The 12969-nt window shown below is 38.6% G+C and carries 13 protein-coding genes and 2 tRNA genes; 5 read left to right on the top strand and 10 right to left on the bottom strand.

The annotated features are described in order from the left end of the window. Nucleotides 1–110 precede the first annotated feature (110 nt). The 5 genes from QF042_RS18995 to QF042_RS18975 all read right to left on the bottom strand — a co-directional run bounded on the left by QF042_RS18995 (nucleotide 111) and on the right by QF042_RS18975 (nucleotide 6048). On the bottom strand, nucleotides 111–530 hold the full coding sequence (locus tag QF042_RS18995) for an SRPBCC family protein (RefSeq protein WP_307531314.1): 420 nt from the start codon (nucleotides 528–530) through the stop codon (nucleotides 111–113). A gap of 229 nt (nucleotides 531–759) precedes the next feature. Continuing rightward, nucleotides 760–1281, bottom strand: coding sequence for a protease (locus tag QF042_RS18990; protein WP_307531312.1), 522 nt, complete (start codon nucleotides 1279–1281; stop codon nucleotides 760–762). 273 nt (nucleotides 1282–1554) lie between these two features. Continuing rightward, on the bottom strand, nucleotides 1555–2748 hold the full coding sequence (locus QF042_RS18985; protein ID WP_307531310.1) for a GDSL-type esterase/lipase family protein: 1194 nt from the start codon (nucleotides 2746–2748) through the stop codon (nucleotides 1555–1557). Between the two features lie 300 nt (nucleotides 2749–3048). Then, complete coding sequence (locus tag QF042_RS18980) at nucleotides 3049–4071, bottom strand: IS110 family transposase (RefSeq protein WP_307525625.1); 1023 nt, start codon at nucleotides 4069–4071, stop codon at nucleotides 3049–3051. Nucleotides 4072–4953: 882 nt separating this feature from the next. Next, complete coding sequence (locus QF042_RS18975; protein WP_307531308.1) at nucleotides 4954–6048, bottom strand: AI-2E family transporter; 1095 nt, start codon at nucleotides 6046–6048, stop codon at nucleotides 4954–4956. 183 nt (nucleotides 6049–6231) lie between these two features. Here QF042_RS18975 and QF042_RS18970 point away from each other — a divergent pair, with 183 nt between their 5' ends. Continuing rightward, nucleotides 6232–7050, top strand: coding sequence for an alpha/beta hydrolase family protein (locus QF042_RS18970; RefSeq protein WP_307531306.1), 819 nt, complete (start codon nucleotides 6232–6234; stop codon nucleotides 7048–7050). Nucleotides 7051–7057: 7 nt separating this feature from the next. Here QF042_RS18970 and QF042_RS18965 read toward each other — a convergent pair whose 3' ends face one another. Further along, nucleotides 7058–7420 (bottom strand): PleD family two-component system response regulator, encoded by a 363-nt coding sequence (locus QF042_RS18965; protein WP_307531305.1) that lies wholly within the window; start codon nucleotides 7418–7420, stop codon nucleotides 7058–7060. Between the two features lie 350 nt (nucleotides 7421–7770). Between QF042_RS18965 and QF042_RS18960 the strand changes: the two genes are divergently transcribed. Beyond that, on the top strand, nucleotides 7771–8025 hold the full coding sequence (locus QF042_RS18960; RefSeq protein ID WP_307531303.1) for a hypothetical protein: 255 nt from the start codon (nucleotides 7771–7773) through the stop codon (nucleotides 8023–8025). A gap of 934 nt (nucleotides 8026–8959) precedes the next feature. Here QF042_RS18960 and QF042_RS18955 read toward each other — a convergent pair. Continuing rightward, a tRNA-Leu gene (locus QF042_RS18955) sits at nucleotides 8960–9043 on the bottom strand. A 70-nt stretch (nucleotides 9044–9113) separates the two neighbouring features. Beyond that, nucleotides 9114–9186 (bottom strand) — tRNA-Gly (locus QF042_RS18950). A gap of 165 nt (nucleotides 9187–9351) precedes the next feature. Between QF042_RS18950 and QF042_RS26400 the strand changes: the two genes are divergently transcribed. Then, the gene (locus QF042_RS26400; RefSeq protein ID WP_373459105.1) at nucleotides 9352–9537 is read left to right on the top strand and encodes an SH3 domain-containing protein; all 186 of its coding nucleotides are present in this window, start codon (nucleotides 9352–9354) and stop codon (nucleotides 9535–9537) included. 376 nt (nucleotides 9538–9913) lie between these two features. Here QF042_RS26400 and QF042_RS18945 read toward each other — a convergent pair whose 3' ends face one another. After that, on the bottom strand, nucleotides 9914–10288 hold the full coding sequence (locus QF042_RS18945) for a helix-turn-helix domain-containing protein (protein WP_307531301.1): 375 nt from the start codon (nucleotides 10286–10288) through the stop codon (nucleotides 9914–9916). Nucleotides 10289–10365: 77 nt separating this feature from the next. Here QF042_RS18945 and QF042_RS18940 point away from each other — a divergent pair, with 77 nt between their 5' ends. Beyond that, nucleotides 10366–11076 (top strand): SDR family oxidoreductase, encoded by a 711-nt coding sequence (locus tag QF042_RS18940; protein ID WP_307531299.1) that lies wholly within the window; start codon nucleotides 10366–10368, stop codon nucleotides 11074–11076. Between the two features lie 568 nt (nucleotides 11077–11644). On the opposite strand, the gene QF042_RS18935 is transcribed toward QF042_RS18940, so the two are convergent. Beyond that, the gene (locus QF042_RS18935; protein ID WP_307531297.1) at nucleotides 11645–11998 is read right to left on the bottom strand and encodes a helix-turn-helix domain-containing protein; all 354 of its coding nucleotides are present in this window, start codon (nucleotides 11996–11998) and stop codon (nucleotides 11645–11647) included. A 166-nt stretch (nucleotides 11999–12164) separates the two neighbouring features. Here QF042_RS18935 and QF042_RS26395 point away from each other — a divergent pair, with 166 nt between their 5' ends. Further along, a complete protein-coding gene (locus QF042_RS26395) occupies nucleotides 12165–12809 on the top strand; it encodes a DUF2306 domain-containing protein (RefSeq protein ID WP_373459085.1) in 645 nt (214 codons plus the stop codon). Nucleotides 12810–12969: the final 160 nt, after the last annotated feature.

Here is a 12969-nt window from a genome sequence, read left to right as displayed (position 1 = left end):
GCGAGCGCTTTAAGATTGCTTCGTACCTCGCAATGACGAATTTTCTATTGGAATCTGCAATGATAGCCTGTCCAGACTTGTTATCTCGCAAGACGTTATTAACAAGGTGTTTACGATTCTTCGGTATAGCTTTTAAAATTATCCAGAATGGCCTGCCATCCACCACGTTGCATTTCGATAGGGTTGGTCGATTCGGCATCGAAAGTTTCGGTTACCCTGGTTTGCTCGCTTAGTGAATCAAAAACGATACTCACTTTTCTGCCATCTTCCATGGTATATTCGATTTTTTTATTCTGGTCAACGGTGGTATAGGTTCCGCCAAAATCAAAACTCATGCTGCCATCTTTTGCCGCCATGGTGCTTTTAAATTTACCGCCAACTTTTAAATCGTTTTCTGAAAAAGGGGTATGCCAATCGGGCGAAGCAAAGCTCCATTTAGTGATGTGATCGGGATTGTTCCAGAATTCCCAAACTTTTTCTACAGGTGCATTTACGGTTGTTTCTACAGTGATTGATGTGCTATTTTCCATTTTTTTATTTGTTTAAATTTGTTCAATAAAGTTATGGGAACTTTAACAACTCAGAAAGTGTAAATGCGACAAATTAGGGGGTGAAATACCACGACAGGTATATCACTAACCACAACGTATTCCAGTTTTCGCAAGGTAAAAACGATGCACTCTTATATCAGTACGATCTGTATTTATCAGTGTGCATCTGTAGTTAAAAACTATAATGTGGCGTAATTATGCCCTTTTGCTAGTGTAATTCAGTATAAACAAAGGTAATGGTATCTCTGGATACCAGTCCGCTCATATTCTCACCAGTGTAAACTACTTTATAGCTCGATCCTTTTTTCAGGTCATAAGCCTTTAACAGATCGGCGTTAGCAACCAGGCTATCACCAGGTTTTACTGTAGAATAGCTGGATGCAGGCGGAGGCATCATCCTTTTGGCCATTGCACCTTTGTATTGAGCTTCTTCTCCTTTTTCATTGGTGATGCTTAAATAACTACTCATTAACGGTTCAAAGGGCGTATGCCAGATGCAAAAACTTTTAGTGGTATCAGAATTATTGTATACCACAAATCTTAACATTAATGGATCGCCCACGGCTACATTGCCATTTACTTTGATTTTGGCTTCCAGGGAATCAGTTCTGCTGGCAGTGCCTGTTTGTGTTATGCTATCGCTTTTGGTGTTAGCGGTATTTCTTGTGGCCTCGCTGCAGGCAGAGAATAATAATAATAGTGCTGGGACAATTAATTTGATGTTTTTCATGAGATGATTTTGTTTATAAGCAATCGAGAATCAATATTGTTTGAATGAACTAAACTAAATCGATTAAGTACTGGCAAATATAGAACGCTTATTTACAGATTAGAAATCTATTTCGATAGTCTCAAAGATTTAACACACGTTTACAATAGTGATTAGTGGATTGATGTTTCAAAGGCGAAATCTAATGGTGATAAAATCACTTTTTTCGTTCATCCCCGTTTCAAGCGGGGACGATATGAGATTCGCATTAAAATGAAAAAATATCGGTTGAAATTAATTTGAGTTTGCTAAAAAGTAAGCAATACGGCAAGCATAACCTGTTGATTTTAAATTGTGCTGATCGCTGATCCGTACACTTAATTTATGCGTACCGTTAGTCAGTTGATCGCCGAGTAACAGATACCAAGGCAAATGTAGACTCGAGCTCCACTCCGTATACAGGTCGATCATTTTTTCTTCTTCATCATCTATACGGTAGTGGAGTGCTCCGGCATCCGGACCTGATAATATAGCAATGCCCACAGCATTGCCTTTAAAAATCAGATCGAAGGTGCTATTCCTTGTGCTGCTTTCGAGTACTGGGATATTAACAAAACCTGGCCTTCCTTCCAGTCCGTCAGTTGGCTTCCAGTTTTTGTTTATGCTAAAAGTATTTAGGTTTTCGGCAGCATTAATACTGATATACTGTCCTTTGGTATAAGCAAATTTATCAATGATTTTAGGAAGACTTGTCGAAGCTTTCTTGCTTGCGTTTTTCTGATTTTCTTCCAGATAAATTTTTATCGTATTGAAATAAAGATGTTGACCAAAGGGCGAAGGATGCAGGTTTTTAAAATCAGCTGCCCAGGTAAATTCGCCATTGGCTATACGTTTATCAATTTCTAAAGCAAGGTTAATAAATGGCAAATGATAATATTCAGCTAAATCGCTGTGTACTTTTACTTCGGTAGGGATTTTACCCTTATTAAAATCATCATTTTTATCTTCATCAGCAAAAGCCATCATTACGATATCTGTTTTCGGATTTTTACTTAACGTGTGTCTGATAATGCCCTCCAAAGCCCGGCGTTGCGTTTGCTCTGCTGTTTTGTTGACATGGTCGTTAACAGCCGATTCTACAAACAAGAGATCAATTTTTGCACTGTCGAGTACATCGCGTTGAAGCCGGAATGCGTGCGGCAAACTGCCCAATGATGGAATGCCTGCGTTAATAAACCTGAACTTTGTTTGTGGATATATTTTGGTCAAATAGCTACATACCATTCCACGCCAGCCTTCCATATTGGTAATCGATCCACCTAAAAAGGCAACGGTTACCGCTTCGCTTTTTCCAAACTTTTCAGCTATGGTAGAGCTATAGCCATTAAAAGTAATAAACGAGGAAGATTGTAACTTGTTTTGGGCAAAGCCTTTGAAAATTATTGCTGTAAACAATAGCGTCAGGCAAAGAAGTGAGATTCGTTTCATGTTGATGAGAATAAATCAAAAGTAGTAAAATTTACAATTGATGTGCATTTCCTCAAATATTTTACTTGTATGATTGGTAACCAAGGGATTGTTACCCCGAGGGGTAATTTATGGTATAAAAATCTATTACAGGAGAATTTAAAAGAGGTGAGCCGATTAGAAGTGTCGTCATTTCGACCGTAGTCGAGAACCCGAAGGCTCGGCGAAGCAAAATCTTCAAATTCGATTTCAATAGCATAGTTCAAAGATCTCCACTCCGCTGTGCTTCGGTCGAGATGATTGTTATGATAAAAACAAATTTTAAGCAGCTATATTATAATTATTTTTATAGCTAGCTTGATTTTTTATAACTGCAGCAACTCTTAATGCTATCTTGTTTCTAACGGCATTAATTATGCTCATGCTGTGCTTCCCTTCATCCTTTTTTCTATTGTAATATGTCTTGAATTCCTGATTGTGTTGAATTAGAGATAATGCACACATATGCAGCAATCTTTTAAGTTCTTTATTGGCCATCCGGTGTACCTTGGATTTACCTTTGATACTTATACCACTGCTGTGTTCAAATGGAGCAACCCCTGCATAACAGGCCAGTTCTTTTCCGCTGGGCCGCCCTGCAAAATTTCCCGTGCAGCCAATCAGGTATACTGCTGTAACATGCCCTATCCCAGGGATACTGAGCAATAATTTGTAGTTCTGCTTGAAATCCTGGTTTCCTGTAATGATTTTTTTGATCTGATCTTCGAGGTTCTTGATTGATTTGGCTATACCCTCAATTGCATTTTTAAGTGCTTTTTCAATCAGTTTCTGATGTTCTTTACCATTGACATTACCAAGTTCTTTTACCGAAACGCTAATGCCAGACCTTTGTTTGAGCAGCTTTGTCCGAGCTGATATCAGATCTTTCAGGAGCATCAGCTCGGGATCCAGGGCAGCTGTCGCCTTTAGATCATCCGCTTCCTTAAATGCATAGTTGCATAAACGTATGCTGTCTATTTTATCATTTTTACCCCTTGCTATCCCAAAGCTCCATTTGATATGGGCTGCATTGCCAATATGGATGGGCAGATTTCTGTTGCTGCAGAAAGTCCATATTAAACGGTGATAGATCCCGGTATTTTCTATGACAATCAAGGAGTCCTCATTGAACGTGGTTTTCTGCGATTTCAACCACTTCTCAAATAGCTTTATCCCTGGTGCTGTGTTGTCAAACCGTGCGGTTGCTATCTCCTGTTTTACATGGTTCACAACGGCCATCAATGCAACATCGAAGTAAGGTTTGGAAACATCAATCCCGATAAAAAATTTTGTAGTGCCAATCATCCTGTTATTTTTTATGTTTGTAGTGGTTACCTAATTTTTACCCCATCGATCCTAGTCCTTAATAATGGGTATTGCCCTAATTGTTATCTGGTCACTAAGGGAAAAAACGGTAGCGGATTGCATCATCTCATAGGTATAAAAACCTTGACGAACTTTTAATGTGCCGCTACCGTTTTAGGTAATCTGATTTATAATTTAAGCAAAGTAAATAGTTATTATCCTTAAATAAAATATCAAAACAAATCTAAAGGACGATCATTCTATTGAAGTCTGGCGATTTTTCCATTCGGTTGTCACCCTGAGCGGGGTCGAGGGGTAATTTAAATACATTACTAGTTCAATATTATTTAGGAGAGCACTGCCAGTACAACACATATGGGTTTCCTCCCGCTTTCCGTTTTATCCCGATGAATTATCGGGATGCTCACTACAATCTGGTCTAGGTGGCGCGGCCTGTAAGAAGATTATAGGCTGGGTGTTTAGCATGAATGAGATATTTTTTATCGAATTCTCCGTTTGTGCAGTTAACTTTGTTAATAAACCCGGTAGTAGCGGACATCCCGATTTAAGCACTAGTTCATGTTATGTTTTAGTGTGCTTGCTTGTTTCACAGGTTTTCTATCGGGATAAAGCGGATAACGGGACTGCTGTTCCCGAAGGACCACTGAATGTTCGTTTTCAAAAAACATAAAAGATCATGTCTGGCAATTCCCATTCGGTTGTCCCCCTGAACGGAGTCGAAGGGTAGGAGAGCAATTTGTTGCAAGGGATCAAAGCTTGTTCCCGCTTTCCGTTTTACTTTGCCTGCGGCTTCGTGCTCACTTCAATCGGGTCTAAGTGGCACGGACAGTATTCAGATGATCGGCTGGGTGTTGAAAGATGCTAATTGTCCGTAACCAACTTTTTCTTCCTTCTAAACCTTTTCACCTGCCCCATATGTTCGGTCGGGATATTATCACCCAGCAATTTTCCCCAGGGTTTAAGACCATCAATCCGATCAAAGATGATTTTCATTACCGCAATAAATGGAATGGAAAGGAACATGCCGGGTATGCCCCAAAGTGCAGCACCCATTAATACAATTACGATAGAAATAAGGGCATTGATCTGTACCTTGCTCGAAACAATGCGCGGCACAAGTATATTATTATCAATAAACTGGATCAGCGCATAAGCACCTATAATTAAGAGTTGGGTAGTAAAACCATCCATGGTTAAAGTGGCCATTAACACAGGCAAGGCAATGGCAATAATGCCACCAATGTAAGGGAGCAGGTTCAGTATTGCCCCGATAACGCCAATCAGGATGGCATTTTGTACACCCAGAATGAGCAGGGCAGCAGAGTTCATTACTGCAACAATAAAAGTTTCGATCAATAAACCGATAATATAGCTTTGGATTGCTGCTTTCGTTTCGCCCAAAATCTCGGCAACTTTTTGTGTATTCTCCTCCGAAAACACTTCATAAATAAAATTAAGGATCAATGTTTTGTACAGTAAGATCAGGAAGGTATAAACCGGGATCAGGAAAACCACGCTGAGTACCCCCATTAAGCCGCTTAAGGTTTGACCAATTAAGGCTTTGCTGCCGTTTGCCGCATCATTAACCATTTGCATCTGTTTTTGCGAGGAGATGCCAAAGGTAGTTCGGAGCCAATTTCTGATTTCTTCCAGCAGTTGTAATAATTTCTGTTTAATGCTGTCCAGGTCATCAAAAAAGTGGGCTACCTGTGAGGATAGAAAATAGACTATGACAGCTATAACCACAATACCGATAATCATAGCGAGCATAATGCTGACTATTTTAGGCATTTTTCTTTCGAAACGATTGGTAAGTGGGTTGAGTAATATCGCAATCAGTGCTGCGAAAGCAAGTGGCACAAGAATATCTCTCAGCACACTCATGATAAATACTGTAATTACTAATCCTAAAAGAATTACAGGCGCTTTAATGTAAAATGGGTAGTTTTTAAGCATTTTTAGATGGGTTCACCGTTCAACAACCATAAGGTAACAAAATTGTTTTAAAGTTTTTTAGCTGTTTCAGGAATAGATGACCGGAGCATAATTATTTTTTAATTCAATTGGCAGAAATGGCAAAGAATACCTGGTTATTTTATAAATTTAACACCATATTATATTAATAATTAAAAACTACCCATGAAAAATAGCTTTTTAATAGCCATCTGTTTGTTTTTGTTTAGTCCTGTTTTAAGTGCTGCTGAAGTAGACACCGCTTTAACCTATAGCAAATCGATGAGAAAAAATATTAAAGCGGTAGTAATTAAGCCCGATAGCTATAAAACTGGAAAAACTTTTCCGGTGGTTTATCTGCTCCACGGAGCTGGAGGTAACTATGCAGAATGGGTCAAAAAAGTACCGGGGATTAAAAACCTGGCCGATCAATATCAATTTATTATTGTTTGCCCTGATGGTAATGTTACCAGCTGGTATTTCGATAGTCCGGTAGATTCTGAATGGAAATATGAAACCTATGTGGCTAAAGAGTTGGTTAGCTATATTGATGAACATTATAAAACCATTGCTGAAAAGAGGGGCAGGGGTATTACAGGTTTGAGTATGGGCGGTCATGGTGCATTATACCTGGCCATTAAACATCAGGATGTTTATGGTGCCGTGGGCAGTATGAGCGGCGGGGTAGATATTAAACCTTTTCCAAATGGGTGGAATATCTCAAAAAGGTTAGGTACACAGGATGAATTTCCTGAACGGTGGAAACAGAACAGTGTAATTGACATGATCTATCGCATTAAACCTGGGGCACTTGCCATTGCCATTGAATGTGGTACCGAAGATTTTTTCTATAAAATGAATGTACGTTTGCATGATGAGCTATTGTATAACAATATTCCTCACGATTTTACCACCAGACCCGGTGTACATAACTGGGATTATTGGGCCAATGCTATTAAATTTCAGAGCGTGTTCTTAAGCAATTATTTTAGCGCAAAACCTTAAAAATTGTTTAGGCAGCAAGCTGCGCACTTACTTTATTAATCAGATTGCTGATATCGAATGGTTTGGCAATGAAATCGTTGGGATGGCAAATACTGCCTTCCGTATCGTTCAAGTTATGACTGGCCGAAATCATAATTACCGGAATGTGTAAGGTTAACTGGTCTGCTTTTAGCCGGTTACAAAGATCTCTTCCATCTAAGGCCCCAAGCATCACATCCAGCAAAATTAAATCGGGTTTAAATTCGGTAATCCGCTGGTTAAAATGACTTGCATCCATTAAGCCACTTACCCGGTAGCCTTCCAGTCCTAAAACTAATTCTATAAGCTCCAGTATTTCCTGATTATCATCAACCACTAATATTTTTTTCATTTTCTCGTTCTCCACCAGGTTATTATGATTGCATTAACGTATTGTATATAAATAACTTGTGATTAATTAACAAAGGTGGAGACAAAAGGTTTCAATCTATTTCTGTTAACATACAACGGTCAGTTTTGAACGGGCCTTTAATCCAATCGAAAAAATAATTTGCGGACTCCTGATTATCTTAATCGTTGTGGAAAAAATGTAGCTATAGTCATGTGGCTTGCATTAAAATTAATACATCATTTTAAGTAAAAAATTAACTTTTAGATTACATACAAAATAAAGACTTACCATATTTTTGACCGTTCTCGAAATGTTATTTATAAAACAGGAAACGAAGATTTAAAACCAAAATGAAATACTTAGTCAAAGAAATCAGTGATGGAAACTGCGATATTACGTTATTGCCAGAAAACCTGAATGATAGGAATCTTTTAACAGAAACAACGAAAAACCTTCAACACGATTATCAAGAAACTATTCAATCGCATTATGAACATGCATTGAAAAATGAAGTTCATAGCCATGCCGCATTTGTTTCCTTAAATAACGAAGAAAGCAATTATCCGAAAAGAGTAAATGTAAACTACCAGATTATGCTAAGTTAAGCAGATAATTTTCTGGCAAGAGGTGTATCATAAATAAATTGTCATACTGAGGGATAATTTATTTTATAAAAATCAATATGAGTGACGTGTAATTGATTTCTTTTTCCATACACCACGGTCTTGCCTCGGCTTGCCGCCGCCGAAAGGCTCTTTCTTTTTGGCATCAAAAAGAAACAAAAAATGCCGGCTGAAAATTTTTCTTTTGAAGCCAGTTGTGCGGTAAGAACAGTGCAGCCCGAAAAATTTGTTAGGCCGGATTTAAGTAGAACGGGGATACGGTGGTATGGCCTAGCTGGATGGAAATGCAAATTGGTTAAAATACTGATTAATAATATTTGTGAAATAACGTCAATGGTAGGATTAATTTATTGTGAAATCATATAAATGACTGGTTTTTAGGGAATGAATAGCCTCGAGGTATCGTCATTCCCAGAGGTCAGTTTTTTAGCAAAAACAAAGGAGTTGGGTGACAGGTAAGGATAAATCGTCATCTCGACCGGAGTGGAGAGATCTTTTAACATAGTCCAAAGATCTCTCCCACTCCGCATCTGCTTCGGTCGTGACGCCAATTTTAGAATCTGTCATTGGTAACTCGATTGGAAACTACGAAGTGCTCATCGTAGATAATCTTAATGCAAGCGCTTTAAGATTACCGCCTGCGCGAGAATGACGACCACATTAATGGATTTTGTCAATGATAGAGGTTAGCGTTTTGGAGGGGCGATGACAGATTCGTAACTGATAGGTAAAACTTTTGCCCTGCTACCCGAACTTAATTAATGACCACCTTGTTTGTTTCCTGTAAAAATTTACCACTTATACCCGCTTTGCAGGATTTATAAATTTTTTAAGGAAGGTAAACAGGTGCTGAAGTTTAGTTGCTAAACAAAAAAACCTTTCATTTCTGAAAGGTTTTCGTTCGATTCTTTTGTTGTACTCGGGGCGGGAATCGAACCCGCACGCCTTTGAAAGCACAGGATTTTAAGTCCTGCGTGTCTACCAGTTCCACCACCCGAGCATTAGCCTGTTCCGAAATCCTTCGGTAGGTTAACTTTAAAATAAATGCCTTCTGGTAGGAAGGCATTTAGAGCGAAAGACGAGATTCGAACTCGCGACCCCGACCTTGGCAAGGTCGTGCTCTACCAACTGAGCTACTTTCGCAAATTAATACTTGTTGTATTCCTTTGGGGTTGCAAATATAGAAATTAAACTTTCCAAATCAAAAAAATAAAATAAATTTTTCGAATACAAGTCTTAGTGCTTAAAAATCAGCGGGATAGGTTTTCTTAAAATTAGGGTTTACAGGAGCTTTTTTGTTTTGGGCAAATCGAAACAGCTTTAAACCTCAGAACAGGACCATCTCTTACTTCGAGAAAGAAAAAAGTTATTTTAAAAGGCGATTATCTTAGCGAAATTTCGAGAGAAGACGAATGGAGTAATGTGGTTTTTGAAGGCATTAAAGGATATGTTAATAATAGATATCTGGTTAATGACCAAAACGTAGAACATTAAAATAAATTAAACCTCTGCTCTGTGTTTGGAAATTCACATAATTGATTTTTTTTCTTCTGTAAATAAAAAAAAATCTTTCATTTCTGAAAGGTTTCGTTTGATTTTTTGTATGTACTCGGGGCGGGAATCGAACTTAATCCCAAATAATCTATTACAGAGTTATATTAATCTGAAAATTTTGAACGCACAATTTGCGCACTGAAACTTTAAATTCAGGATATCAAATTACCTACCACACAAATCCTGCAATACTTGAGTAAATTGATTTAAAGTACTACAATCCTTATCAATTCATAGATACAGATTTTCCATAAATAACCCTAATGTTAGCTTTCAATTTACACTGCGGAATCAAATGCTCATGGGTGATGGGCGTTTATATAATTTCCTTTCTGGTTATTTTTTCACGATGTTCTTTACCCCACTTGATCATATGCAATATGATGTTGGCAAATGAGTGGCAATAATCGGTAGGTGAGTACTCGACAATCACCGGGCTTGTTGGCTGCACAGTACGCTTAAGAAGCTTATTGGCTTCCATGTCTTTTAACTCACGGGAAAGCATACGAGTGGTGATGCCAGGAATGCTACGCTCAATTTCCCTAAAACGGCGGTTACCGTTACATATCGAATTGATGATTGGCAGTTTCCACTTGCCCCCAATTACATATATTGTGTCCTGCAGGGCCTGTATTTCTGCCTTTTCATTTCGCGGTTCAGACAGAACCTCTTTCATCAATTTCTCGTCCATAGTGGTATACTCTGTTATACTGGTAACAAAAGTATACCAAATATAAGATAAGTTTGCATCAACAAAAAAAAATGATCATGAAAAATTTAGGAGGAAAAATAGCATTAGTGACCGGTGGCAACAGTGGCATCGGCTATGCTGCAGCGAAAGAGTTGAGTTTACAGGGTGCTAGAGTAATTATCACAGGACGCAGGCAGGAGGCGGTTAATGCCGCCGCCGAAGAGTTGGGTGTCACTGGTTTCCTCGCAGACCAAGCTTCTGTGTCTGCAATTGAACACCTTGCCGCTACGGTAAAAGACCGTTTTGGGAAAGTCGATATACTCTTTATTAATGCAGGGATAGTCAGTGGATCAGCTATTGAGACCGCTACGGAAGAGACCTTTGATCAGGTAATTGGTATCAATTACAAAGGTGCATATTTTACACTGAGCAAATTTATCCCTTTACTGAACGATGGTGCATCAATAGTGTTCCTATCATCCAACACTGCCAGTATGCACGGAGCAAATGCCTCTATTTATTCATCAAGTAAGGCTGCTTTGAATTCAGTGATGAAGGCTGCGGCGATCGAACTGGCACCGAGGAAGATACGTGTAAATTCTGTCAGCCCTGGACCGACCCAAACTGAGATACTGAATAAATTGGGACTAGACGAGGCCGCCCGGAAAAACTTGGATAACTGGATGTTGGAACGTGTGCCCCTGAAGCAGTTTGGCGATCCCGGGGATGTTGCAAAAATGGTCGCCTACTTCTGCAGTGATGCAGCCAAATTTATTTACGGGCGCTGAAATCGTCATGGACGGCGGAATGAGCCTTTAGTTTTCAAGCCGGTGTAGGGTTGGAGTAATCACTTCAACCCCCTTTCTTTCTAAGAGTTCGGCTTTGCCGTTTATAAATATCAATCAAGAACAATGAAGCACCTTATGCCACGAGAGGATGAGGCCCCTTACTTTATTTTTTATACATAGGAAGCATTCTTTAATAAATTGGTATTCAAAGAAAAATTGACCTATGTTGAAGGAGGGTTTAGATCGATCCTTTTTCTTCTGTAAATAAAGAAAACCTTTCCTTTCCAAAAGGTTTTCGTTCGTTTTTTTTGTACAGGGAATGATGAATTCTTTGAACACATTTCATGCTTCTTTAGAGATTCTGGAAAGGATTTTAGCGAAAAACCACTTACGAGAATAAATTAGAAAAATTAAAGAAAAAGTAAATTTGTGGTGTTCTAAAAATCTTTCCGTCTCATGGTTGGGGAGGTTTCGGAACACATTCCTGCAATTTAAATTGGGTGCTCGTAACAAGATCATTAAGAATGCCCAGATTATTATTAGGAAGGACTCTACCTTCTTTCTCCATTTATTGTAATTCTGGTTGCTTTGATTTTACAAAAGCCGAATTAGTTGTTCCCCATTGATCAATGTCGGCTAATATCGGAAGTATGGTTTTCCCTAACGGTGTAAGTTCATATTCGGATTTTTTGGGATAAACGTCTTCTACACATTTTTCAACAATTCCATAGAGTAGTAACTCCGCTAATTGCACCTCTATTACCCGTAAAGCAGCTGTTCGGATTTCTTTTTGAATATCCGCAGGACGGACTATTCCTCTGCTGATCGCATCAATAATACACATTTTCCATTTTCCCCCGAAGATTTTAAAGGCAACGCGAATACCGCAGTCCAGATTTTCCTCTATCTTTTTTGTATACATGGTTTATATTTTAGCGCAAAATAATCAAATAAGCTTATCGGTTCAACAGGCGGCATACCTATTCTTTTATCGGTTATTTCCAGATAAGAATCTGATCGCCAACTTTGTCAGGAAATAATTAGAATAAAACGGTAAAAGCACATCCTTAAACAACTTCTATATAATTATGGCAAACAGCATTAAAAGAAACAGAATTTTAAAGTTAGACAGATCCGATTTTAAATTTATATTAATATGGCTGATAATCTTATTTCTGACCTGGCAATTTATGCACGGAGCTGATCGTTTTCTTACCCTCACTAAGGAGGCACTTGGTAAGTACTTTGAGTTTAAATGGATATTGATAGCACATATTACAGCAGGAGGAGGGTCGCTAATACTTGGGCTCATTCAATTTTGGACCAAGCTAAGGGAACTAAATCCGAAAGTCCACAGGATTATAGGACTACTATATTTAATGGCTATATTACTGAGTAGCCTTTGTGCTGTAATATTGGCTTTTACCACAGCAAAAGAAGTTAATTGGGCGTATGCTTTTTCGCTGCAAATATGGGTCAGCGTTTGGATAAGTTCAACCTCGATAGCATATTATGCTGCAACTAAACGGAAGTTTAGACTGCATCAACAGTGGATGACCAGAAGTTATATTGTAACACTTGCATTTATTATTTCAGGATCAGCTTTAAAAATCCCATTTATTCAGGGTCTTGGTAGCTCCGCTGATATATCGCCCTCGCTATTTTGGGTGGGATGGTCGGTGCCTTTGTATGTTTACCAAATTATATTGAGCTGTAAGGGAAAGACGAATTGATCTAGAATCCCCCCCCGTTAAGCGGCTATTCATGATCATGGTATAACCTTATTGGCCATTAACCGATCAAAACAGCTGCCCGGTATGAAAATATCTCATTACTGATTGTAAAGATCAGGCCTTATTTATTCCGCAATTGTTAAATTAACAACTGATCTCC

This window comes from Pedobacter sp. W3I1, from assembly GCF_030816015.1.
GTDB lineage: Bacteria > Bacteroidota > Bacteroidia > Sphingobacteriales > Sphingobacteriaceae > Pedobacter.
This window is presented reverse-complemented; position numbering and strand designations above follow the sequence as displayed.

What these genes read in the sequence shown, in the direction of transcription:
- QF042_RS18935 (WP_307531297.1), bottom strand. Translation starts at nt 11,998, where the DNA reads ATGTATACAAAAAAGATAGAGGAAAATCTGGACTGCGGTATTCGCGTT.
- QF042_RS18995 (WP_307531314.1), bottom strand. Translation starts at nt 530, where the DNA reads ATGGAAAATAGCACATCAATCACTGTAGAAACAACCGTAAATGCACCT.
- QF042_RS18990 (WP_307531312.1), bottom strand. Translation starts at nt 1,281, where the DNA reads ATGAAAAACATCAAATTAATTGTCCCAGCACTATTATTATTATTCTCT.
- QF042_RS18985 (WP_307531310.1), bottom strand. Translation starts at nt 2,748, where the DNA reads ATGAAACGAATCTCACTTCTTTGCCTGACGCTATTGTTTACAGCAATA.
- QF042_RS18940 (WP_307531299.1), top strand. Translation starts at nt 10,366, where the DNA reads ATGAAAAATTTAGGAGGAAAAATAGCATTAGTGACCGGTGGCAACAGT.
- QF042_RS26395 (WP_373459085.1), top strand. Translation starts at nt 12,165, where the DNA reads ATGGCAAACAGCATTAAAAGAAACAGAATTTTAAAGTTAGACAGATCC.
- QF042_RS18965 (WP_307531305.1), bottom strand. Translation starts at nt 7,420, where the DNA reads ATGAAAAAAATATTAGTGGTTGATGATAATCAGGAAATACTGGAGCTT.
- QF042_RS18945 (WP_307531301.1), bottom strand. Translation starts at nt 10,288, where the DNA reads ATGGACGAGAAATTGATGAAAGAGGTTCTGTCTGAACCGCGAAATGAA.
- QF042_RS18960 (WP_307531303.1), top strand. Translation starts at nt 7,771, where the DNA reads ATGAAATACTTAGTCAAAGAAATCAGTGATGGAAACTGCGATATTACG.
- QF042_RS18980 (WP_307525625.1), bottom strand. Translation starts at nt 4,071, where the DNA reads ATGATTGGCACTACAAAATTTTTTATCGGGATTGATGTTTCCAAACCT.
- QF042_RS18970 (WP_307531306.1), top strand. Translation starts at nt 6,232, where the DNA reads ATGAAAAATAGCTTTTTAATAGCCATCTGTTTGTTTTTGTTTAGTCCT.
- QF042_RS18975 (WP_307531308.1), bottom strand. Translation starts at nt 6,048, where the DNA reads ATGCTTAAAAACTACCCATTTTACATTAAAGCGCCTGTAATTCTTTTA.